Source organism: Bartonella rattaustraliani AUST/NH4 (assembly GCF_000312565.1).
GTDB classification, from domain to species: domain Bacteria; phylum Pseudomonadota; class Alphaproteobacteria; order Rhizobiales; family Rhizobiaceae; genus Bartonella; species Bartonella rattaustraliani.
Genome location: NZ_CALW02000084.1, coordinates 1 through 22,327 on the forward strand (window position 1 = coordinate 1; position 22,327 = coordinate 22,327).

Below are 22,327 nucleotides of genomic sequence, written 5' to 3' on the forward strand. Positions count from 1 at the left end.
ATCGTATTTAGAATCTTATTCCCTCACTTTATATTCAGGAACCTCGCAACTTAAAAAAATATATAAAAATCAATATTTTATATGCCCATAAAGCACAACGGTGCCCAGACGCGGCAGACAGGGCTTTAGCAACGAGAATCAAGTTGTATCAAGATGTGCAAGAGCATATTGATGTCTATAATTTTTTATGTTCCAATAAAAAAATTAAGAATTAAAGAAAAAATCTCAAATCAAAAATTAAAGGTGGTCTAAAAGGTGGACCCAAAAAGGTGGACGGGCAATGTATGAAAAGGTGGACGAGAAGGGAAATTAAGTGAGGGGGATTCATAGATTATCAACATTACTTGTAAAGTCTGCTCCTCAAGGTAAATATTGTGATGGGGCGGGGTTATGGTTGAATGTGCGAAAAGACAATACGCGTTCTTGGTTTTTTCGTTACACATATCACAATAAACGCCGTGAAATGGGACTCGGCCCAGTCACACAACTTTCCCTGAAGGAAGCGCGCGAGCTTGTCAAACATTATAGTGCTATTCTCAGAGAAGGCAATGACCCTATTGTCTTTCGAGAACAAACCGTCTTAAAACAGCAAAGCAACATATTCAGTGAGATTGCAACGGCGGCTTTTGAAAGTAAAAAAGCAGAGTTAAAAAATGAAGGCAAAAATGGGTGTTGGTTTTCTCCGCTGGAATTGCATGTTATTCCACACATAGGCAGCCTATCTATAGAAAAATTAACGGCTAATATCATTCGCAATGTTCTTGCACCTCTTTGGCATGAAAAAGCAGATACAGCGCGAAAAGCACTTAACCGTATCAATATTTGCTTGAAATATGCAGCGGCTCTTGGTTTGGATGTTGATCTACAAGCTTGTATGAAAGCACGCGCTCTTTTAGGAAAGTCCCGTGCTACATCAACAAATATTCCTGCTATGCCATGGCAAGAAGTTCCGGCATTTTATCAGAGCTTGGATGGTAATATCCTTTCAAATTTAGCACTGAAGCTCTTGATTTTGACAGGAGTACGGTCATATCCATTGCGCTATTTGCGTCTTGAACAAATAGATAAAAATATATGGACGATACCAAAAGAAAATATGAAAGGTATTGTAGGGAAAGTTTCAGATTTTCGCGTGCCATTGAGTAATGAAGCTTTAAAAGTGATTGAAAAATCTCTCCCCTTTGAAAAAAATGGTTTTCTCTTTTCTGGTCTTACAGGCAAGCCAATTTCTGATGCAAGCATGGCAAAATATATGACAGTTTGTGATTTGACTTATCGTCCCCATGGTTTTCGTTCCAGCTTACGGGATTGGATAGCAGAGACAACGTCAACACCCTTTGAGATTGCGGAAACTGTTCTTGCGCATTCAGTTGGGAGTTCAGTGACAAAAGCTTATATGCGAACGGATTTCTTAGAACAACGCCATGCTCTCTTGGAGCAGTGGGCTGCATTTATAACGGGAGATAGTTGACAATATGTCAACAATATGTCTATTGTCGAAACAGGTGCCTAGAAAACACCTTAGACACATAGCGGACAGATTGCCGAAACAGTTTATTTTCCGCATATTAAAGGCTTTGACTCATTGTATGTTACGCACATATAATGGCTTTGCCGGGTGTGGTTATGCTATACAATACCCTTTGGGGGAAGGCATAACGACGGGCTATGTGCCGTGTTTTCTAGCACCCGGCCTCCCCTTTGGTGGTAGTTATTTTAAGATTTTTCAAAAATTAATTGACAGTTTCTGTAAACCGTTATAGCTTAACCAGTAGGCTTAAAACACCTTGTAACTAATCGGTCCAACAGTATCCCGAAAGATCTGTTGCTCATCATAAGAAATTTTGTCCAGGGTCTTCGTGTGTATGTCCAAGGGTAACCTAAAGATACGAAGGGCTGTATTAGTTCGGTTGTTTTAGCCCTGGATACTTTAACTTATAAAACAAAGGACTAATAAGATGAACATTCTAATTAAAATATCAGAACAAACGATTGGACAGGAGGCTGTTCAAACCGTTAATGCACGTGAATTACATGTGTTTTTGGAAGTAAAACGAGACTTTTCCAATTGGATTAAAGACCGTATTAACAAATACAGCTTTCTAAAAAATCAGGATTATATAGTTCTCGCCAATTTTGGCGAAAACCTCCAAGGTGGTCGTCCTTCTAAGGAATATCATCTCACGTTAGACATGGCAAAAGAGCTTTCCATGGTTGAACGCAATGAGAAAGGTAGACAGGCTCGTCGTTACTTTATTGAGTGTGAGAAAAAGTTAAAAAGCCAATCTGTTGATTATGATAATGATACACGTTTTGATTTGCCAAGCTATTGGGAGGGTATGAATGCTGGTGAAAAAGCTCTGTATCTTTTAGGACCAATCCATATGCGTCTTATTGATGCTTTTAGAGTGGATGAAGAGAACAGGAAATATAAAGCCCTCATTAAAGAAGCTAAGCGGGTTTTAGCAAGATCTGTTACGAAAGCTGCTTAATGTAAATGTGATATCCTCTTCTCACCTTAAAAGTGGGGAGGGGATTATTAGATAAATCTCTGTACATAAGCTCTAAATGTAATGCATTGTAGTACAAATCAATAGGAGATTTAAGCGAATGGGTAAAATTTAAGCACGCATACCTGATGAAATTCAGGAAGTTGCAAGTGCAGTTATTAAATCCACGGGCTTAACTGTATCAGATGCGGTGCGTGTTTATGACTCGCATTGCTAGAGATAGCGCATTACCACTTGATCTATTTCAGCTCAATCCGGAAACATTGCAGGCTATCGAGGATGCTGAGATGGGACTTTAGAACTTTTACGGCTTGGTTTACATTCTGAACTGCGTTTATGGTAATTTTTCAAGTTTTTGAAAACCACTGTTTGAGATGTGCAATGACATTATCTATGGCATCCATTAGACGCGCAAAATCAAGGATAAGCAAAAAAAGAAAAAATACTATCCATTTCATGAGACGCGACATCATTTTCACACTTTGTTAGGCAATGATCATTTCTTGAAGCATGGCTTTTTCCGCTTCTGTAAGCTCTGTATCGTCTTTTGTTCTTTTTCTAGCCATGTTTCCACCCACATACACGTTCGCCCTGCTTGTTATGCTTTAAGATCTCTCTTGCTAAATTGGAACTGATGACGTCAACATCTTGCCTCTCTAAATAAATTGGCAACCAACCAACACAAGAGATATACTTATTTGTCCCGCAACCAACGAGAGAGAGCAGCACGCACATCAGTATCACTTTTCTGATTAACTTCATTTTCCACCTCCAGCCGTGTTGTTGCTGCCTTTAAGGTTTTTTCTATTTGCTTTTGCTGTTCTGCCTTTTTCCCAAGGGTAAAAGCTTTTGCCAAAGCCATAAAAAAAGCGGCTAGAGCCGCGCCTGTTAATAGCAGATTTCTTTTCATCCATAAGATCATAGACGGTGTTCCTGAAAACGTTTAGCAACAAAGAAAATGCCAGCACAGGCGGCTAAAACCATAATGGTAGCAAATGCCCATTGCACTGGACCATTGCCTGCTAATAAGCCTCCAAGCCCTGAAAAAGAACCAATGACTGGTGCAAGAGCTTCTGCTTTAAAAAGTCCCGTTGGTCCTTGCGTTTCTACGGTTTGGTAGTTAGAGGAAACAAAAGCACCTTTTGCCCATAATCCTGCTTCTGCCGCACGCCGGTGTACAAGACCTAGCAAGCGCTTACCACTGGCTTTGGTCCATTTTTGTAATTCGGTTGGGATTGCTTCATAATCGCCACTATTAAGTTTCTTTAACCGAGTTGAATTGCAAAAAGCTGTTGTTCCTACATTATAGCAAAAGGAGACCAATGCTGCGAATTGTTCATCGGTTAAAGAAACGTGAACGGCTTGTTCAACGGCATTTTCAAATTGTCTTAAATCTTGGCAAAGAAGTTCTTCTGCTTGTTTTTCAGTGATTGCCATGCCTTTATGGACAAAAGGTTTTCCAGCATTGTTTGTATGTCCATAACCAATGGTCCAAACACCCGCAATATCTTGGTAAGCCTCAAGCCGTAAACCTTCCCATTGTTTAATCAGTGCTAGCCCTTCTTGTGATATTGTTCTCATGTATTGCTCCTATAAAAAAAGCTCTGCAAAAAGCAGAGCTGAGTGATAGATTAAAATTGTAATTATTGCGTTTTATTAAAAGCAGTGTTTCATGTAACTTTTTTCTGTGTTATACGTTACATGAAACATAATGGAGAATTTGTTATGGCTACAATGCACGTCAATGAACGCGTTCAAAAACATCGCAATGCACAAAGAAAAGCCGGATTGCGTTTAATGCAAATTTGGGTACCAGATACTCGCCAACCGAACTTTGCAGAAGAGTGCCGACGTCAATGTCGCTTGGTCGCAAAAATGGATAAAACAGATACATCTATGCAGTTGTTGATGGATCAATCTTTAATGGATGTTGATGGCTGGACAGAATGATGCGTGGATCTCTCGTCACAATAGCTATGCAAGGCGATTTTGGTAAACCAAGACCTGCGTTAATCATTCAAGCTAATCAATTCAGTGAACATACAAGTGTAACGGTTTTACCTATTACTAGCACACTTGTTGATGCGCCATTACTCCGCATTACGATTCAGCCAAACGCTAACAATGGCTTGCAAAAACTTTCGCAAGTCATGATTGATAAGATTATGACGGTAAGATGTGAAAAAGTTAGTCCAGCTTTCGGCTCCATTCATGCAGATAAAATGGTAGAAATTGAACGCTGTTTAGCTGTATTTTTAGGAATAGTAAAATAAAAATAGTATTTCTTTTTATCATCATAAAATAGCTTTGTTTATCTATCTTCCTCATCCATATGGATTGCGCCTTCGCCTTCATCACATGCGTTAAGTGGGGCGTTTGGGTCAAGGGTATCATCTTTGTCTGGTGTGGTGTTTGCAACGTTTCCAGCCGCATCTTCCTGGGTTTCATCAAAAAGCTCGCAATCTATTTTTGTGGTATAACCACCTGTTTTATCAAGCTTGTGTTTAACGCTTTTGATGCGCCATTCTGTTGGAATATAGGGGCGGAAAGGAGGCTCTTGAACAAGCTTTGCTTCTGCTTGTACAAAGGGATCACCGCCAATATCACATGAAAAAGAAGATTTACCACGCGATGATTTATTGCGATAAGCCGCAATGGCCCCAACAGCTTCTGATTGATTGTGGTAGGTATATTTGAGTTCATGAAACGGTGGTTTTCCAACCTTGACTTCCTTTTTTTCACCAGTACGGATATCATGATAGCTTGCAATAACACCGCCTTTTTTCTCTTCTTCTTGCTCTTGATTTTCAAGTGTTTTTGCTTCCGTTTCTGCTTTAGGCAAATTGGGGGCGTCACTTTCATCCATATGGATAACATCTTCGCCATCATCAATTTCCTCTGGCTCTCGTGCATCAGCAGCGGCTTTTTGATCATCTCCTGCCTCTGTTGCTAAGCCATTGGCCGCTCCTGCTTCATCACGCGCACTGTATTTAAAATCCCAAGAGCTGCAGAGTTTTTCATGGATAACAACAACGGGAAGTGTTTCACCAGTGATGGCTTTGCCTTCCCCCCGTTTAGCCAAAACAAGCTTGCCATCAACGGGTTTTGCTACCGCATCGTAGTCTTCTGCAAGGCGTGTGGCAAAAGCCATATCGCTTTCAGAAGTTTGGTCAATGTGACGCACAACAATTTTTGCAAGAGCAGGGTCAACTTTTGGTGTATAGCCATTGCGCTCTGCTATCTCTTGAACAATACTGCCAAGGGTTTGTTGGTGATAGGATTGGCTTTTGGGTGTTCTATAAGACGTGTTCATAGAGGCGGCGCGCCCTGTCACGCTTAAACTTTGTGGGGGACTGCTTACAGAGATTTCATCAATCAGATAGGCTCCCATATCGCGGTTTTTGCCCCCTTCATAGCCAAGTGTTACGGAAATGATTGTTCCGATGAGAGGGATATCAAGAAAGCCATTGTCGCACTCACGAGCACGATCATCAAGCTCTATGGTAATGCGGTCACTTTTGTCTTCTGCTTCATCCGTAATTTCAATCGACAAAACATAGTCCATCAGAGTTCTTGTGATGTCCTCTCCATTTGCCATCACTGTGCAAAAAGGTTTCATGATTGACTGCCCCAAATTCTAATCACCGGTGTGGCTTTAGGATAGGGAAGGGTTGGCAAAACGATTGTGATGCTTGCTTTTAAGATGGGTCCATAGTCTGCAAGACCAAAGTTTGCTGCATAAACGCGTTCAACAGCAAGGGCTTGTTGACCCTTGGCATAGTATCTCCAGCAGATAGCATCAACCATATCGCCTTCTTTTGTCACGTAAAGATCACTCATAGCTCTTCACCATATTCTCTCAACTTTATTGTAAATTCTTGTTTTTTCGGGGACCCGTTTTGGTGAAAAATGCTTTGCTTTTCCTCTACAGAAAGGATGACAAACTTGCCTAAAATTTTCCCCTGACCGGTCACAAGGATATGAGGACCATTATGTGCCATTTGTCGCAAATACTCGATTTGTCCGTGACCGCCTTTAAAATCTGGATAGATCACACCGGTTAAAGAAAATTCCGCATTTGCAACGGCAGGCAATTGAAGCGCTGCTTTGCACCCCAATCGCCCTTGCTCGACCCATGGAATGCCATAAGACATGTCAAGGGTTTGATAAGCAGCCGTTTCAATGGAAAAGATAAAACCACCCAAAGCTAACATCATGATGTTTAATCCGAAAGGCTAGAGGCTATAGCCAAGCGTTGCTGTTTGGCATAGCGTTCAAGAGCTTGATTAACGGCGTTTCTGATTTCATCTTTAAGACCATTGGGGACGGAAATATTTAAATTTGAAATCATCACGCGAGCATCTACTTCTACCGGCTTATGAACGGTAATGGGCTTGGGAGCTTTGAAGGCGCCCACTTTTGCATTTGGAGCTTCCATATGCCTTGTTTCAACGGCTCTTGTATTAAAACCATTCTTGCGTTTTTCAGGGGGGGTATTTGTAACCACAGCTGTATCGAGCATTTTTTTTGCCCGTGTATTGGTTTCATTGGTAAAGGTTTTAATGGTCTTCGTTGAAGTTTTGTTGATTGAAACATTAAACCCTAACTTTTCTTTCATCCAGTTTGGCATCCAACTGGTTAATTGACTCATCATGCCGCTAAACCATTCAGACAGAGCATTCCATTTGTTTTTGATGCCCTCCCAAAGCCCATTAATAAGATTGGAGCCTACTTCCATTAAATCGACACCAAACAGCCATTCAATGAGTTCATTGATTTTTGTCGCAATCCAAGAGAGTGGTGAAAAGTTTTTGAAGAACGTCAAAAGGTTATTGAAAACATTACTACATAAGCTCGCAAAAGAATCCCATAGCTTTCTTATAAAGCTTATGACTGTATCCCAATTTTTGTAAAGCAGATATCCGGCAGCAACAAGAGCTGCAATGCCGCCAATGATCCAACCGATAGGTGTGGTCATCATTGCGATATCGAGCGAAACAAAAGCCTCTCCAACGACAACTAAAGACGCAATGAGTGGACCAAAAATGAAGGCGCCAAGTGCCACAAGACCAAGCTTAAAGACTGTTATTTCACCAATCAGTGGCTTCAACCAACAAAACCAACTTTTCATTCCCTCCGTGATATTGCTCATCCCTTGTCTCAAATCAGAAGTAGGATTAAGCAAATCCTGCATGACTTGTTTTAAAGTTTTTGCCCACTTAGAGACCGTTGTTTGAATGAGATCACGGTTTTCATCAATCAATTTTGTAAAGCCATTAATCATAGCATCGATCACGGGCATAAACCGTGCACCAATGAAGTTCGCGATACCGCCTACTTTTTTCTTAAAATCATCAAGTTTATCGGTCAAATCTGCTGCATAACTGGCAACATCAGCACCTATGAGCCATTTTCCCTTTCGTGCCTGTGCAAACAGTTTTTGGATTGGCTTCATGCCTTGCGAGAGCATCGTAGCCATTTCCTTGCCATCACCACCAAACAGCAGGGCTGCAATATGCTGTCTTTGTGCTTGGCTCTTTATTTTGCTCATCTTGTCGGTTACTTCCTCCAACAAGGCTGAGTTTGATTTAAGCTTTCCTGAGACATCTTTGACAGAAATGCCAAGTGCCTCAAAGCCCATAATGCCCCTTCTTTGTCCGGCAAAAGCTTGTGCAGACCGCCTATTTAAAGTTGCTAAGGACTGTTGAAAGAGTTCGGCAGAATATCCTGAATGATCTGCGGCATAACCCCATAATTGAAGTGATGCAACACTCATACCTAAATGGTGTGATGCATGGTGAAGACTATCGCCCAGATGCATGGTTTTCATAGTGAGGGCGGTCACACTTGCCACAAGCCCCCCACCAGCAAGCCCTAAGACACCGCTAAAGACCGAAGCACGACTTGCCGCTGTGCTAAGAGCACCTTGAACACCATGGAGGCTTTTTGTCATGTTTTTTACAGCAACAGAAAAGCGCGGAATACCCAAACTATGTGATAATTTTTTTGACAATGTATCGAATTGCTTTTGTACACGTTTAAGAGGCGCGGTAAGTTTGTCTTCAAGAGACAATTTCACCTTTGCATCGGCAACTTTTTCACTCATTTTGTCTTATACCTTTCTGCTGCTTGTTTTCGCCAGAATATGAGTTCTTGTGGTTCCATTTCCATCATGTCTGAAAGGGACCAATGGAACACAATGGTAATATCAGCTATGAGTTTTGCGGCGGTTTCCCAGTCGAGGTATCCCGCCGTTTGATAAAAGACTCCAAGATCTCTCCAATGCTTGACAAATCATTGATGTCGAGTTCGCTGATAGCCTCATGCGGCCATCCAGAAAGACGTGCGATCATAGCGATTGTTTGCTCTATACCTTCTTTTTTGTCGATTGCTTGCAAATCTTTTGTTTTGGGGCGCTGTAAGGTAATTGTGGAGTGCTCTTTTCCCTCAAAAGTAACAGGGATCAATAATTTATGTGTAATGCTTGTTTGGATGGTCATTTTTATAATCCTATATTGTTTCTATGCTCTGCGAGTTGATTGACGCCATTGAATTTTCTGATGAGGTTGAGGACGTCTATCTCAACGATTTCAACGTCCTTTTGGACATATTTGAAATAATGCAATGTGAATGTTGCTGTGGATGTTGCTTTCCCTCCCGGTTGCCATTCTGCCATTTCAAAGCCTTTGCAAAGCCCTCTCATGGTAATAATGACGCCTTCTACGGGTGTGCCTTGTGCTTGCATTGAACTGCGCAATGAGATATTGACATCCGTGCGTCCCAACAGAGCCATTAACTCTGGCGAGCAATCAGAAATGGTCATGCTAAGCGTGAGGGTTTCAAGACCAAGATCAACCTCAATGGAGCTATCCATGCCACCGCCGCGATAACTTTCAACGACCAAACTCAAATTCGGTAGGGTGACACTTTCACATTTTGCCTGATAGGGAATACCGTCGACAAAAATGTTAAAATATTTCAAAACTCTTGGTAAAACAGGTACGGTCATTAAAAGATCTCCTCTAGGTAATCATTGATGATGTGTGAACGGAACGTGATATGTTCTGCTGGTGTTGTGGGGGTGAATTCAACATTGAAATAGACTTTTCCGCTTTCAATGGCGCTTGCTGTATTAAGCTCTAGATCAGGCGTACAGCGTCCACCAAGAATGGCGCCTTGCGCTTTTAAATCACGCAAATAGGCATTGACGCTTTCACTGACATCATGCATGTAGTTTTTTTTGATATTGCGGTCGACAGCCCATAGATGCCCGCGCAAAATAGCATCATTGATCATATCTGCGGTGCGTACCACGGATAAGAAAGCAAATTTTGTATCGCTTGAGAGTGTGCGATTACCCCAGAGGCGATAGCCATTTTCGCGAATAATGGTTGTGATATTTTGTTCATTGAGAAGGTTGGCACGGCTAGAGCTATCACCAATAGAAAAATCAATTGGGCGTGCTATACCAACAATCCCATTAATGACTTTATTAGAAGGGGAATGCCAAAAGCCATGGGTAAAATCATTTTTAGCAATGACACCAGCAACCGCTGCACTTGCGGGTTCTTCTAAAATTTTGCCATCACGATTTACCTTTACAAACGGGTCAATGAGAATGGCGCGTTTTGAATCAAAATCCTTTGCTGTGCTAAGAGCTGCTTCATCTGTTGTGTTTGGTGCATCAAGCACCACAATAGCACGCAAACGCTCTGCAATGCCAATCAGTTCTGCTGCGACGGGGTTAGAAGTGATACTGATATCGGCTTTGGCAATCGCATCAGTTTCATCCCCTTCAATACCCACACTGGTAGGGCGCTGATGTGTAAATCCTGGAGCAATCAGAATGCGTGGTGTTTGTCCCACAACAGATTGTGCTCCAATGAAAGCATGAACGCCTTCATAAGCACCATTTGCGTTTACACCACCCAGAATATTGGTGAGTGTCGCGTTTTCATTATCACCTTCTTGTACGCGTACGACAACGACAAGTGCCCCCACTTGCTTGAAAATGAGATCGAGGGCATTGGGTAATGTACCGCGTCGTTTGCCTGTTTTATCAAGCTTGGCGGCTTGTGAAAAAGAGCCCGCTACCAAAACCGGTGTGTTAAGAGGAAATATTTGTTCATCGGCATCGGGTGCTGTGCCAACAATCCCGATAACTGCCGATTGAACCGCACGAAGGGGGCGGGTGCCGTCATCAACTTCAACGACTTCAACACCGTGTAAAAAACCTGTTGCCATTTTAGACTCCTTTAAAATATTGGTGAATGAAATGAATGGGAAAAAATGAGGGGTGGAAGCCGTTCTGACGAGCGACTTGACAAAAACTTTAAAACCGTTAGATTCATATAAAGGTGCTTCAAAAACACTTTAAAACAACAAGCGGATTGGTTGCCGAAACAACTAATCTTCCGCAGACTAAAGGCTTTGACTCATTATATGCGTGTAGCGTATAATAATGTCGTCGGGTGTAGTTATGCTATACAATACTCTTTTGGGGAAGGCATAACGACGGGCTTGTTGCCGTGTTTTTGAGCACCCGGCATTCTTCATTGAGTGTCAATCAAAAACACTAGTCAACAAGGGGTTCATCATGAACAATTTAGTAACAATCAACAATGATGGTATCGCTGTGACAACCTCTTTAAAAATTGCTGAGGGTGTTGGGAACAATCATGCTACAGTTATCAAGCTTGTACGTCAAAATATTGAAGAATTTGGAAGGGTTGGATTTGAAATCTCACCCTTTGGAACCAAAGGTGGAAAACAAAAGAGAGTCATTGCTATCCTCAATGAACCACAAGCAACTCTACTCATGACCTATATGCGCAATAACGATATGATGCGTGCATTTAAAAAGCCCTCGTTAAAGCTTTCTATGATTTAAAAAACAAGTTAATGGATAATGACCGCGATACACGATTTGATTTTCCAAGTAACTGGGATGAAATGGAAGCTACTGAAAAGGCTGTTTATATTTATGGACCTCTCCATATGCATCTTGTTAAAGCTTTTACGTTAGTAGAAGAGAGAAAACATTATAAAACGCTTGTTGAAGAAGCCAAGCAAGTCTTAGAAAAAACTATTGTAAAAGCTGCTTAAGTAAAAAACATGACTCATCTCCCCGTCTTTAGGGCGGGGAGAAGGTTACAAATGGCTATGTTCCATTTGCGCATTCATTTCGCTAGCTATTAGTGTTGGAATAGAAGAGACATCAATATCACGCTCTGCATGCCAAGCATCATAATTGGCTTGCATACGTAACCATATGGCAGCTCCATCACCAAACATTTTTCCAAGGCAAGCAGAAATAGCAGGAGAAACAGGCTTTTTTGCCTTCAGGATATCATAAAGATGTTGGCGTGATATACCGAGCATCTGTGCAATTTCTAATTTTGTTTTGCCTGTCTCAGGAATAATATCTGCTAAAACTTCTCCTGGATGAGTAGGGCAGCGGTTTTTATCTCTTTGTGCAGGAATGTCATTCATAACTGTATCCTTAGTGATATTGTTCAAGATCAACACGGTAAGCATTACATGAGTCAAATTCAAAGGTAATACACCATGGTCCGTTAACGTGGACAGTGTAACGAGTGGGTGAATATCCAATCAAAGAATGAAAGTTAAATCCTGGAAGATTCATATCCTCTGGTCTTTCAGAAAAATCTAAACGATCAAGACGAACCATGATACGTTTTACAAGCCTCTTATCAATCTTGGATGAATTTCCCGTTTTGAATAATTCTGCCAATGTTTTGCTTTTAAACGTTTTAATCATTCCTTTATATAGCGTGAAAGACTATTAATGTCAACAAATAGCTTACATTGTATGTGCTAAAAAAGCCCTTAAAAGGGCTTTGAAAAAGGTTTTAAAGGACTATAAAAGGCTTTTACAAAAAAACTATATAGCGCTTGCTATCCTATAATAACCAATCCTTTGAACCGTGCCAGTCGTTTTTTATACCTGCATAAACCATTCATTCTTTCCACAACCTGATCAAAACAGCCCCATCAGCTCCAGCACCGCTATAGGAACCATCGCCATGAGAACCAGCACCGCCGCCGCCAAAACCACGACCGCCTTTGCCTGAAGCACGAGAACCTTTTCCTGTTCCTCCAGGACCACCTCGTGATGTATCACCTCCAGCATCGCCTCCATTCCCACTTAAACCGCCACGGTTACCATCTGTTCCAGGATTGCCATCCCCACCCCTGAAAAGACCGGGACGATCATCTGTCGCTAAACCAAAATTGCCACCTTTACCTCCAGCTCTACCTCTTCCTGCATCAGAGGATGAATAAGCTCCTCCTCCTCCACATCCTCCTGTGGCAGTAATAAAATTTTCCCCAACAACTGTTGTTCCTCCAGAATTTCCTGCTGCACCGCGCGATGAAATAGATGCTCCTCCTTTACCAATTGTGATAGCTTCATGACCATTTAAATTCGCTTTATAGCCATACCAGACTGAACAACCGCCACCACCACCTCCTCCTCCTAAAGCTAGACTAATAGTTCCACCGCCACTGCCACCACCACCCCATGCTTGGACTTCTACTTTAGTTTGGTCTGTTACCCAATCAGGCCATTGAATTTTTCCATTTTGTGTATACAGTAATTCAGCATCGGCAAGTGCAGGCCAATTCATCGGTTTCTCACTAAAAACTTTTTTAAACCTCTTTATTTCTGCCCATATTTTCTGCTGGAGAGCATCTACTTGCTCTTTCGTATAAACAAGATCGCCATCGACTTTTAAAGGTCCTTTCAATGTGCTGCCGGTTGTGCTTAAACGGGTGACTATTTCGTTGTTATGAATAAGGCTAAACGACGAATTTCCCAACAGTTCCAAACCACCACTCATGGTGACTTTGCTGGTAAATTTATTGTAACTTTGCCATTCATTGGGATGAGATAAGCGTCCATAGCTGGTCCAATCTTCATTGATCTTGGCTCGAAAATCATCCAACCCAACGATATCTTCTATTTTATGTTTGTGAACTCCTAACAAGGAGACAGCACTTCCAAAAGTGAAGTTATTATTGCTTGATTTGTAGAGAACATAATTGTTCGCTGCCTCTTTTGCACCCGCGATATCGCTTAAATCAGCAAAAGTGAAGGTTTTATCCGCTGCCATCTTGCCATTGAGAGCCGTTTCAAGATCTGTGATTTCGCTTATGATATGCGTGTGTTTTGAAGGCGCCTTTTCGTCTATCTTTTCCTCAACAGCCAAAAGTGTTTGGTCAAGTTTATTGAGGTTTTCTCGCAAAATTGGGAATTCGGAACTGATAAAACGCCCTTCTTTAGGCAATTCCATGTTGAGTTTTTTGGTTTTTGTCATGTCTGTCTTTCCCTCATAATATGCCAGCACCAAAATCACGCACCATAGACCTTGCCGCTGGTCCACCGGTAAGGGTGAGTTTCAAGCGTGCTTGTTTGGCGCCTCTGTCACCACTGATAAATTTGCGCTCAACCCAAAGCGGCTCAAGCAATTGTTCTGTCTCATCGAGTTTCAAAGGCAAAAATGCACCATCATCCAATTGCATCTCCAATGAAAAGGTTGCACCGCCCGGCAAAAAGGTTTTGATATAGCTGGTCAGCCTTGCCTTTTCTCCAAAGGCAAAAGCACGCGTGACATAAGTGGCTTCCTTATGGATCTTTCCTGCAATCAATTGAATGGGAGCAAATAACACAGGCGAGAGTTTCTCTGTGCCTTTGAGGACCGCACGCAGCTTTACCTTTTCACTGATATATTCGGTAAGGCTTAGCAATTGGAAGGGCAGAAGTTGGTAAACTGTGCCATTGTTCCTTTCAATTTCAAAAACAACAGAACAATCACTGGAGGGTAATTCAATGGCTGCACGAACCTGTAAATCAGAGCAGTCCACAAGATCAAAGCTGCCTAAATCAACCGTCTTTTCTGTTTGTATGTAGCGGGCAGCCAACACCCGAAAAGCTAAAGCCTCATCTTGATGCGCTGTCCAGCTGCGAGCATTGACCGAGGAAAAACGCGGACCAGTCACATAAGGGTGGCTTGAGACATATCTTTGATTGTTTGCATCAAAATCCCCAAGCTTGGCAAGTGAGACGGAATGGTCAGCATCATCGGTTTTAATCACAAAAGCCGTGAGGCGGTCATCAAGCACGGTTAAGGGAACATCATAGCGTGCCCCAGCCCATCCGGTTTTAGCATCTTTCATAGAATAGGAGGTTTGGGCTTGAATATCGGCGGTGGGATAACCGTTTTCTGTGGAGACCAAATCAATCACCAGATCATGGTTCTGATTACCGATTTTACAAAGATGAAAATCCACCCCCGTTATTTGCCGTGTTTCATCAGGGGTAAAGACTTGGGCTTGCGGATCAAATTGTGTCCAGATACGCACCGTTGTTGTCCGCCGCATGACTTTGACATCAATCACGCCTTGCCCGGTAAAAAGCCCCGTTGCAACGGTGCCCCCTTTGCCTCGTGCGATAACATTTTTTGTACCAGCCGTAATATTCTCAGGAATGGTAAAAGTTCCTTCAATGCTCCCCTTGGCATCTGCACAAATAAGGTGGCTATTTGGTAAGACATTCACACCATCAAAGGTAAGGCTTTCTAAGATTTCTCCTTTGCCAAAACCTTCAATTTTAAAATTTAGCTTGATTTGTCTTAAGAAATCGATTTGCTCCCTTGCAGTATTCACCAAATCATCACGCACTTCTGTGTTACGGATCATTCTCCCACGGTTCCAGCCCATATTGAGTTGATTGGTGACACTTGAGAGCCAATCGGTGCGCTGCTCATGCCAAAAGTCTGTCGCAGGGGTAAGGATAACAGTCCCAGGCAGGGGTGCAAAATTTTGATAAGGATTGATCTTTTCGCAAGCAGTTGTCAATTCTTGTGCCATGATCACTTCATTTGTCCAGTCAAGCGTGACAGGTGCCTTTAAAGGAGCTGTATAGAATGTTGGATCAATGGCAAGTTGCAAAATGCCATTGCCTAGTGCCCCTGTTTGGGGAAATCCTTCATCCCTGTAAGTGTCATCTAGGAAAGGGTCTGCAAACATGCCTTTTTTGGCAACGGGTTCTTTAGAGTCAACATTGCTTTTAATGCGTTCTAATTGCATGAGGCGATCAAGCGAGAGAATACGCTGAAAATAACGCCACATCTCATCATAAGGAGCAACACGCGTCCCATCATTGATCACCTGCGGGGTTTCAAGCCAATTATTGGTCATGGTGGCAAGGGAGAGCACATCATCAGGGACACTGGGCGCCATGGGTTGGTCTGAGGAAACCCCTTTGATATAGACGACATTGCCTTTTGTGTTAAGACCAATACGGTCAATGCGGGGGAGTTTGTAGGTGTAACTGACAATAATATCACCACCCTCCGCACCCCCTGAGACAATGATTTCCTGCGCTGTGACTTTATCAGCCGTGATTTTTGCGCGGTAACGGTAAGTCACTGTATAGCTGCTTCCTGGCAAGGGCTCTTCTCCCACCGGTGCCCAATCAATGGTGTCTCCGGTTTTTTTAAAATCCGTGCCTTCTTTAAATTCTTTTCCACCTTGAACAATTTTGACAAAAGCGGTGATGCTTTTATCGGGAACACCATCACGCCCTGCGGCAATCGCACCGCGGGTTATCGTCACTGTTTTTTCTTTGGTCAGTAAAATGGATTGAACAGCGGCAATGGGAAAATAATAGGGTTTAAAGGTAAAGCTTGTTTTTCCCTTTGAGGGTGTAAAAATATGGGTTTCGCTAGGAACGGCACTTGTCGAAAAGTCTTCTACCTCTTCATGACGCAAAGCGGCTAAACGCTTGCGTTTGAAACCATTGATATTGGCTTCTCCTTCTTGAATGCTAAAGACTTGATTATGTCCATTTTTGCCCAATGCCGTGACGCGACAGCCACTGACAATATAATGCCCATGGGCACGGTCATAAGCGGCAATAGCTTGCATGGCTGGTTCAAGCAGTGAGGGAGATTTTTGATCAATGAGAATACCATCTTGCAAGATGTAGACCGGAAAGAATGTGCCTTGCTGGTCATCCTCTTTAAGTGCCCAGACAAGCTTTGCGACTTCCCGTGCTGCACCTGGTTCTCCTTCTGCCAAGGCCCCTGGAATTTTCCCCAACAGCTCTGGATCATCCTCATAGGTCACCCATTTCTTTTGCAACTTTACACCGATCTCCACGCGCCCAATCATGGAAACATTATTGAGGACAGCATCACAGACGGGAAAAATATCCCCCGCAATATAGATCTTGCCCTCTGTGAGAGTTACAGTTTGGCTGTCTTTGTTCACAAAAGCATCAGCCCGTTCAACGCGGTCTCCTTCTTTTGCCACAAGGCGTCCCAAACGGTCATGACGCCCCCTGATGATGGTTTGCATTTCATTGAGTTCACCACTTTGAAGAAAAGAGCGCTGTCCATAAAACACCACGCTTTGTTGTTCATCTTTGCCGACAGATCTATCAATTGCAAAGGGTAAACCACTTTCATGTTAAAACCTCAATAAAATCTTGAATTGTTCGCGGATCTCAGCCCGCAAAGGAATGTTGACGGGTGTTTTGAGAATTTCTACACCCCCCTCCAGTTCATGAGCTCCAAGCCAAAGCTTGCCAGGGGGTGTCTGTTCTTTTAGGCAGCCATGAACCAAAACCGAAACAAAAGCGGCTTGTTTGTCAGCAACATCCTCAAAATCTGTACGCGCAGCAAGAAACAACATGGTCCCCATTGTGGAGGGATTAAATCTACTGCCGCAATGGCTGTAGACACCATCCAAAGCCTGTTGAACAGGCTGAACAATGTTGCATCTTCGAAACCCGATCACCTCATTCTGGTGATCTCTTAACACAAGATAAAGGACGTGCTTTCGAAACCACTCTGCCATCAACATGGCGCGTTCATGTTTTTTAACTGAGCACCAAGGGAAATTTGCAAAATCCCAAGGGTAATCAATTTGGTTCCAGCTTAATTCCTCATCTCCATCATCAATCCAGTTGCCAATCCGTTTTCCTTCTTCTTCTTCCAGCATGTGGTTGATTTCTGTTGTGCGTCCAAAGGAAAACAGAGTGCCCTCAGCTGTTAAGCGCACGCCGCTCTCAAAGTCCAGCAGGCTATCATCAAGTCGTGACATATTGCCTTCCAAGGCTTCCACATCATAACCATAGGTCCCACGACGAAAATCAGAGCGCAAACTTTTGGAAAGTTCCACAATCGCTTCAATGGCTTCAAGAGAGTTCTGTTCAGGCAATTGGTTAAATTCAAGTTGAAAGGAATTCCACCACGCACGCCCAGACCATGCGGGCTTAAAACGCGCAGAAAGTTCTAACCATTGAAGTCCCAACTCAATGGCAGCGATAGAGCCACGCAGACGCTGCCATGCAAGCCCCTGATCAATCAAATCATAGAGGTTTGGAACATAAGGCGTGAGTTCAGCAAGTCCATATTCTTCAATCAACCACGGCAAAAAACGGGGAGGGCGTGTGATCAATTTTGCACGGGAAATCCCCAAGACAGACCCATCAACGTCTTGATGAAAGTTGCAAGCATCGGCAAGGCGTTTCTCAAATTCTGTTGCATGTGAGGGGAGGAGCGAGCCAACCATTAGCGCGTCCGCCCTTTAAAGTTTAAGGTGATTTTGCCAATCGATAAGATTTCTTCATCACAAACCGCACTGTCCTTTGTTGGTGTAATGGCAATCACTTTCTGGACACCAGCTATCATCAGTTTTGAAACCCACCACGAGAGGCTTAATTCACGGCCAATGGCTTGTTCTTGTTTCCAAGCCGTGCGTAAATTTTCTTCCATTGTTGTGAGAATTTTCAAAGATGTTTCCGGCAACAGCCAAACATCGGCTTCTAAGTCTAGCACTTTTTTGACAGCAGCATGCACAATGATGGTATCATTGGTCATGATGATATTTTTTCTGTGAAGAGCTTGTGAAACTGTTTGCAAGAGATCTTCAGAGGCAGTTCCTTCTTCATTATTGCCAAAAACAGCAACATAGATGGTTGGGTCTTTACCTTTACGATAGATAATGGCATCCTCCACCCGACTATCGGCTGTTAAGGCGATAAGTTTGTAATAGGGTTCTGTTCCACTTCCGTTTCCCCCACGGGCATGAAGCTGTATGCGTTCACGATACCTCTCATCACTCTCTCCCTCTATGCGGACAATACCATGCCAGTTTCCTAAAGCATCAAGGGATTCACCGGTGGCAAAATCAAGAATATTATTGCGTGCTGCCTCGTTAATACGCTGTCTTAAAAGCAGTTCTCGAAAGCTAAAAGCCTCTATGACTTTTACGGCTGGATCACTTTCCAAAAATATATATTCGGGTAAAAGCTCTTTTAAATGGGTAAGAACAGCAGCGCGGATTTCTTCAAAAGAAAGTTCTGTAATAATTTCCGGTTTTGCAAGCGCTCTACTCATTGTATCAATAATCCTTCCATGGTGATGGGCTTTCCTGATGGCAAATACATGCCCTCAAAGGACAGAGAAACTTGTCCGGTTCCAAGCATTTTAAAATCAATCTTTTTCAGCTTAAAACGCGGTTCCCACTTGTCCAAAGCCTCGGCAATGGCGGCATAAAGGGCAACGGCAAAAGCATTATTTACTGGCGCATCAATGAGTTCTGCAATGCGTGAACCATAATCACGTCGCATCACCCGTGTGCCAATGCGTGTTGATAAGATATCAATAATCGACTGCCGCAAATGCTCTATGCCAACCAATGGCTTTCCTGTTATGCGGTCCATTCCCATACTCAATTGGGACCTCCTGTCATCGAGCCACCAGGGTAAACGCCTCCGTGAACATGGGTTGCTCCTATATTGGTGTCGTTATGCTTTAATTCCCTTGAATGAATGAAAACCTCATTGTCTGAATGAAGAGAAACATTTTCTTGCGAATGGAGTGAAATGTTCCCCTCTGCTTTTACAGAAATGTTGCCCTTTGCTTTTAAATTCAGATCACGTTCTGAGGTGATTTTTATCCCCTCCGGTGCACTAAGCTCTAGCTTACCAGCATTCCCTTTGAGTGACACGCCATCAGAGATGGTTAGGATAAACTTTCCACCCGATTTTATATTAAGGGCATAGGTGTTTTGTTCATCATCATATTCAAGGCTGGTGCCATCGGGATAAAGTGTCTTATGGATATTGCCTTTATCAGCTGCTTGGTTCGCATCGGTATGAATAGAGCCAACAATCACCCCTTGTGATAAATCGCCTGATGATGAGACAACAATGACTTGCTCTCCAACATCGCGCCCCTCATAAGAGCGTGTTTTACCAGCGCGGGCTTGGGTATCTGGAATCCAGTCACTGATAAGACCTCCAGTTTTTACCCGATAGCGTGCGTTTTTATGGTCGACATGGCTAATTTTCCCCACCACAACCATATTGGCTACGCGTCTCTTTAAATCAGTAATTTCTTTATCGCGCCGCTCAAGCATGCCACTCCTCTATTTTTATATATTTCTCTTCGTTTTTTATGCCGGTCTCTGGTGCAAAACCTATAAAAGGATCAACTATTCTTACATTTCCTTCTTCATCCAGCTGAGGAAGGTCCGTCACATAGGTGACTTCAAAGGTTAAAATTGCACCATGAAGTGCTAGAGAGCCATTGTCACCAAAGGCAAAAGCAATATTTTGTAAGCGGCATGTCTCAACAGTGTTGTTAAGATTGGGGTTACCATGAAAAATCTTTTCAACCTGCCATGCCAATTGATCAACACAGCGTGCCCCATCTTCTTTTGTTGTATAGCATTCAACATCAACAGTTAAAACACGCCGCCTTAATCCATAATCATGCCCATCTTCAATGGTTTCACTTTGCGTTGAAATGTTAATCGACGGCATTGTTTCAATAAATAAATTGAAATCGCACATATTGAAAACATTGTCACCAGCCGCTGTTTTTGCTGCCTTTATCAATGCAACAAATGTTTCTCTTATCGTCTCTCTTGGTAACATCAGCGTTCCTGTGTACGTAAAATAAGCTTGTACATACCGGATTCAGAGGCTTGAACATCTGTGACCACGAAGTGCTCTTGAGAAGAGGTGGCTTTGTTGGATTCAAGAGAGATGATCACAATACTATCTTGAGGTTTTGGTGGTATTCCCCCGATATCATTGATACAAACATCAAGTTCTTTTTTTGCGATTGTCGTGGGGATTCTGCCTCCAGCCTCCGATTCCGAATGTTTAATGGTGTAAATCGCTGTAATTTGAAACGATTGTTGAGTATCCTTTCGCGTGTAGAGAATCGGTATAATACCAAAAAAAACAATAAAGTCAATAGCTTGTATGCAATTATTTTATATGAATCCACTTAAGAATCCACACTTTTGTATATGATTCAATTGACCATTTTTTATATAAGATTGCCATGTATGAATAGACCATAAAAAGCAAATCATGATACAAATCTTATAACGCATATGAACATTCAAAAACAGTAATCATTCATAACAATTTAATAATACGTTTTAATCATAAAATCGATAGTTACTATAGGAGGCAATCGTTTGAATTATCCAATCAACATAATTGCACGTGTTTAAATCACATCTTAACAATTGAATTGCTTATGGCAGTAAAATTTCTAAAAGAGGATTGGGCGTTTAAAATTGTTTATAACGTTAAAAATTGTTAGCTCTAAAAAACAACGCCTCTAAAATTGGGGTTATCTACTTTAGAAGTATAATTTTCAAGTATCTCTTATATCACGCATAAGTGCCACTAAAATCACTCATCTCAAATTTGAGAGCGTTAAGTTTATTTACTCCAATTTTGGGAGCAGTAAAATTATTCGCACCATTTTTGGTGTCAATAAAATCAACGGCACCAAATTTGGATTCGTTAAGTTCTCAAATATTCTCTTGAGATCATGCCTAGGCATAGTTAAACGGTTTAGTTATTAGACTTTCTATTGTGGTCATAAGATCACGCATATTTCATTCCGTTTGATAAAAGCCGTTGTTTATTGTCTTATGAGAGATTGGTTTCAAAACCAACGCTTACAAGCATAAAAATCAAAAGAGCGAGTTTGTTACTAATTACACTTTACTCTTGATTGGATTGATAGAGACCTTACAAAACGTTTTGATCTACTCAATAGGTTTCAATTTTTGAATGGGAGTGATTTCAATTGACGCCTTCAAATATGAGAGCGTTATCAGAATAGGTTTTATCGTAAACGCTGTATTCACAGTTTCTCTCTTCATATCAAATATAACAAGAATGCTTTCATATTTAACATTTATACTTTTTTGGATAGCGTTTCATAATGACAATAGAGAGCTTGCAATATGATAGGTTTTGTATATAGAGGCATTTATTGTTAATTTGTATTTTTTATTGCATTTCAATCTATTCAATCTATAAAAGCCGCGCTTTTAATCGACGCGGCTTTTTTAATAGGTTTAAAAAATAAAAGGCGCCCCCCATGCCTCATTATTTATTGTTTTTAATATCAACAATTTTACGTCCTCTATAAACCTCCTGATGATTTGTAATGTAGCTTATTTTGCTTTTTTTGTCGAGAATGGCAGTGCCATAGACTTTCCCCCAAACCTTAATATTGTGAGAAATTTTCGCTCTATCATAAACAGAACCATAAATTTCAGCGGTGCCACTCACTCGAGCATACCCATAGACCTCCCCATAAATTTTCGCACGCTTAAAAACCATTGCATGCCCATAAACTTTGCCATAGTTACAAATATATGCAAAACCTGAAACCTGCGCATCACCATAAATCCTTGCATAACCACAAACCCAAGCGTTATAAAAAACGTGAGCATTGTCATAAACATGT

The 22,327-nt window shown here is 42.0% G+C and carries 25 protein-coding genes and 4 pseudogenes; 6 read left to right on the forward strand and 23 right to left on the reverse strand.

The window, feature by feature from the left end; genetic code table 11:
* The first annotated feature begins 313 nt into the window (after window positions 1-313).
* The 3 genes and pseudogenes from BN67_RS10375 to BN67_RS15345 all read left to right on the forward strand — a co-directional run.
* The gene (locus tag BN67_RS10375; RefSeq protein ID WP_019224010.1) at window positions 314-1,471 is read left to right on the forward strand and encodes a tyrosine-type recombinase/integrase; all 1,158 of its coding nucleotides are present in this window, start codon (window positions 314-316) and stop codon (window positions 1,469-1,471) included.
* 487 nt (window positions 1,472-1,958) lie between these two features.
* Window positions 1,959-2,492 carry a phage antirepressor Ant gene (locus BN67_RS10380; RefSeq protein WP_019224011.1) on the forward strand — a complete coding sequence of 178 codons (534 nt, stop codon included), beginning with the start codon at window positions 1,959-1,961 and terminating at the stop codon, window positions 2,490-2,492.
* Window positions 2,493-2,631: 139 nt separating this feature from the next.
* Window positions 2,632-2,803: pseudogene (locus tag BN67_RS15345) on the forward strand (type II toxin-antitoxin system RelB/DinJ family antitoxin); the annotation flags it as partial.
* A 54-nt stretch (window positions 2,804-2,857) separates the two neighbouring features.
* Here BN67_RS15345 and BN67_RS15090 read toward each other — a convergent pair.
* The 4 genes and pseudogenes from BN67_RS15090 to BN67_RS10395 all read right to left on the reverse strand — a co-directional run bounded on the left by BN67_RS15090 (window position 2,858) and on the right by BN67_RS10395 (window position 4,091).
* Window positions 2,858-3,076, reverse strand: a pseudogene (locus tag BN67_RS15090) (hypothetical protein).
* The gene (locus BN67_RS15095; protein WP_033313391.1) at window positions 3,069-3,272 is read right to left on the reverse strand and encodes a hypothetical protein; all 204 of its coding nucleotides are present in this window, start codon (window positions 3,270-3,272) and stop codon (window positions 3,069-3,071) included. The pseudogene BN67_RS15090 and the gene BN67_RS15095 overlap by 8 nt, the downstream one beginning before the upstream one ends.
* A complete protein-coding gene (locus BN67_RS10390; protein ID WP_019224014.1) occupies window positions 3,205-3,432 on the reverse strand; it encodes a hypothetical protein in 228 nt (75 codons plus the stop codon). Before BN67_RS10390 ends, BN67_RS15095 begins: the two co-directional genes overlap by 68 nt.
* The gene (locus tag BN67_RS10395) at window positions 3,429-4,091 is read right to left on the reverse strand and encodes a lysozyme (protein ID WP_019224015.1); all 663 of its coding nucleotides are present in this window, start codon (window positions 4,089-4,091) and stop codon (window positions 3,429-3,431) included. Before BN67_RS10395 ends, BN67_RS10390 begins: the two co-directional genes overlap by 4 nt.
* A gap of 144 nt (window positions 4,092-4,235) precedes the next feature.
* Between BN67_RS10395 and BN67_RS10400 the strand changes: the two genes are divergently transcribed.
* The gene (locus tag BN67_RS10400) at window positions 4,236-4,460 is read left to right on the forward strand and encodes an antitoxin MazE family protein (protein ID WP_019224016.1); all 225 of its coding nucleotides are present in this window, start codon (window positions 4,236-4,238) and stop codon (window positions 4,458-4,460) included.
* Window positions 4,460-4,783 carry a type II toxin-antitoxin system PemK/MazF family toxin gene (locus tag BN67_RS10405; RefSeq protein WP_033313395.1) on the forward strand — a complete coding sequence of 108 codons (324 nt, stop codon included), beginning with the start codon at window positions 4,460-4,462 and terminating at the stop codon, window positions 4,781-4,783. The genes BN67_RS10400 and BN67_RS10405 overlap by 1 nt, the downstream gene beginning before the upstream one ends.
* A gap of 38 nt (window positions 4,784-4,821) precedes the next feature.
* On the opposite strand, the gene BN67_RS10410 is transcribed toward BN67_RS10405, so the two are convergent.
* From BN67_RS10410 to BN67_RS10440, 8 genes are read right to left on the reverse strand one after another with little or no spacing between them, the layout of a single operon-like run.
* A complete protein-coding gene (locus BN67_RS10410) occupies window positions 4,822-6,129 on the reverse strand; it encodes a contractile injection system protein, VgrG/Pvc8 family (protein ID WP_019224018.1) in 1,308 nt (435 codons plus the stop codon).
* The gene (locus BN67_RS10415) at window positions 6,126-6,350 is read right to left on the reverse strand and encodes a tail protein X (protein ID WP_019224019.1); all 225 of its coding nucleotides are present in this window, start codon (window positions 6,348-6,350) and stop codon (window positions 6,126-6,128) included. The genes BN67_RS10410 and BN67_RS10415 overlap by 4 nt, the downstream gene beginning before the upstream one ends.
* On the reverse strand, window positions 6,347-6,727 hold the full coding sequence (locus tag BN67_RS10420) for a phage tail protein (protein ID WP_026088284.1): 381 nt from the start codon (window positions 6,725-6,727) through the stop codon (window positions 6,347-6,349). The genes BN67_RS10415 and BN67_RS10420 overlap by 4 nt, the downstream gene beginning before the upstream one ends.
* A 5-nt stretch (window positions 6,728-6,732) precedes the next feature.
* Window positions 6,733-8,616 carry a phage tail tape measure protein gene (locus tag BN67_RS10425; protein WP_019224021.1) on the reverse strand — a complete coding sequence of 628 codons (1,884 nt, stop codon included), beginning with the start codon at window positions 8,614-8,616 and terminating at the stop codon, window positions 6,733-6,735.
* Window positions 8,613-8,684, reverse strand: a complete 72-nt coding sequence (locus tag BN67_RS15100; protein WP_081485993.1) for a GpE family phage tail protein — start codon at window positions 8,682-8,684, stop codon at window positions 8,613-8,615. The genes BN67_RS10425 and BN67_RS15100 overlap by 4 nt, the downstream gene beginning before the upstream one ends.
* 38 nt (window positions 8,685-8,722) lie before the next feature.
* Window positions 8,723-9,010, reverse strand: a complete 288-nt coding sequence (locus BN67_RS10430; RefSeq protein WP_019224022.1) for a phage tail assembly protein — start codon at window positions 9,008-9,010, stop codon at window positions 8,723-8,725.
* A 2-nt stretch (window positions 9,011-9,012) separates the two neighbouring features.
* Complete coding sequence (locus BN67_RS10435; RefSeq protein WP_019224023.1) at window positions 9,013-9,519, reverse strand: phage major tail tube protein; 507 nt, start codon at window positions 9,517-9,519, stop codon at window positions 9,013-9,015.
* On the reverse strand, window positions 9,519-10,754 hold the full coding sequence (locus tag BN67_RS10440; RefSeq protein WP_019224024.1) for a phage tail sheath subtilisin-like domain-containing protein: 1,236 nt from the start codon (window positions 10,752-10,754) through the stop codon (window positions 9,519-9,521). The genes BN67_RS10435 and BN67_RS10440 overlap by 1 nt, the downstream gene beginning before the upstream one ends.
* A gap of 352 nt (window positions 10,755-11,106) precedes the next feature.
* Here BN67_RS10440 and BN67_RS13055 point away from each other — a divergent pair.
* Window positions 11,107-11,615 (forward strand): annotated as a pseudogene (locus BN67_RS13055) (Rha family transcriptional regulator).
* A gap of 45 nt (window positions 11,616-11,660) precedes the next feature.
* Here the strand turns inward: BN67_RS13055 and BN67_RS10450 are convergent.
* The 11 genes and pseudogenes from BN67_RS10450 to BN67_RS14545 all read right to left on the reverse strand — a co-directional run.
* A complete protein-coding gene (locus BN67_RS10450; RefSeq protein ID WP_019224026.1) occupies window positions 11,661-12,002 on the reverse strand; it encodes a HigA family addiction module antitoxin in 342 nt (113 codons plus the stop codon).
* A gap of 10 nt (window positions 12,003-12,012) precedes the next feature.
* Window positions 12,013-12,291 carry a type II toxin-antitoxin system RelE/ParE family toxin gene (locus BN67_RS10455; protein ID WP_012231060.1) on the reverse strand — a complete coding sequence of 93 codons (279 nt, stop codon included), beginning with the start codon at window positions 12,289-12,291 and terminating at the stop codon, window positions 12,013-12,015.
* 199 nt (window positions 12,292-12,490) lie between these two features.
* Window positions 12,491-13,849 (reverse strand): Bgr_08870 family protein, encoded by a 1,359-nt coding sequence (locus BN67_RS10460; protein WP_019224027.1) that lies wholly within the window; start codon window positions 13,847-13,849, stop codon window positions 12,491-12,493.
* Window positions 13,850-13,862: 13 nt separating this feature from the next.
* Window positions 13,863-16,979 carry a DUF4815 domain-containing protein gene (locus BN67_RS10465; protein WP_026088285.1) on the reverse strand — a complete coding sequence of 1,039 codons (3,117 nt, stop codon included), beginning with the start codon at window positions 16,977-16,979 and terminating at the stop codon, window positions 13,863-13,865.
* Between the two features lie 24 nt (window positions 16,980-17,003).
* On the reverse strand, window positions 17,004-18,110 hold the full coding sequence (locus tag BN67_RS10470; RefSeq protein ID WP_019224029.1) for a phage tail protein: 1,107 nt from the start codon (window positions 18,108-18,110) through the stop codon (window positions 17,004-17,006).
* Window positions 18,110-18,937 carry a baseplate J/gp47 family protein gene (locus BN67_RS10475; RefSeq protein ID WP_019224030.1) on the reverse strand — a complete coding sequence of 276 codons (828 nt, stop codon included), beginning with the start codon at window positions 18,935-18,937 and terminating at the stop codon, window positions 18,110-18,112. Before BN67_RS10475 ends, BN67_RS10470 begins: the two co-directional genes overlap by 1 nt.
* Window positions 18,934-19,275: a GPW/gp25 family protein gene (locus BN67_RS10480; RefSeq protein ID WP_026088286.1), complete on the reverse strand. Its 342-nt coding sequence runs from the start codon at window positions 19,273-19,275 to the stop codon at window positions 18,934-18,936. The genes BN67_RS10475 and BN67_RS10480 overlap by 4 nt, the downstream gene beginning before the upstream one ends.
* Window positions 19,272-19,961 (reverse strand): phage baseplate assembly protein V, encoded by a 690-nt coding sequence (locus BN67_RS10485; protein ID WP_019224032.1) that lies wholly within the window; start codon window positions 19,959-19,961, stop codon window positions 19,272-19,274. Before BN67_RS10485 ends, BN67_RS10480 begins: the two co-directional genes overlap by 4 nt.
* Window positions 19,954-20,481, reverse strand: a complete 528-nt coding sequence (locus BN67_RS10490; RefSeq protein WP_019224033.1) for a hypothetical protein — start codon at window positions 20,479-20,481, stop codon at window positions 19,954-19,956. Before BN67_RS10490 ends, BN67_RS10485 begins: the two co-directional genes overlap by 8 nt.
* Window positions 20,481-20,816 carry a head-tail joining protein gene (locus tag BN67_RS15105; RefSeq protein WP_083872003.1) on the reverse strand — a complete coding sequence of 112 codons (336 nt, stop codon included), beginning with the start codon at window positions 20,814-20,816 and terminating at the stop codon, window positions 20,481-20,483. The genes BN67_RS10490 and BN67_RS15105 overlap by 1 nt, the downstream gene beginning before the upstream one ends.
* Window positions 20,817-21,963: 1,147 nt before the next feature.
* A pseudogene (locus BN67_RS14545) lies at window positions 21,964-22,327 on the reverse strand (hypothetical protein); the annotation flags it as partial.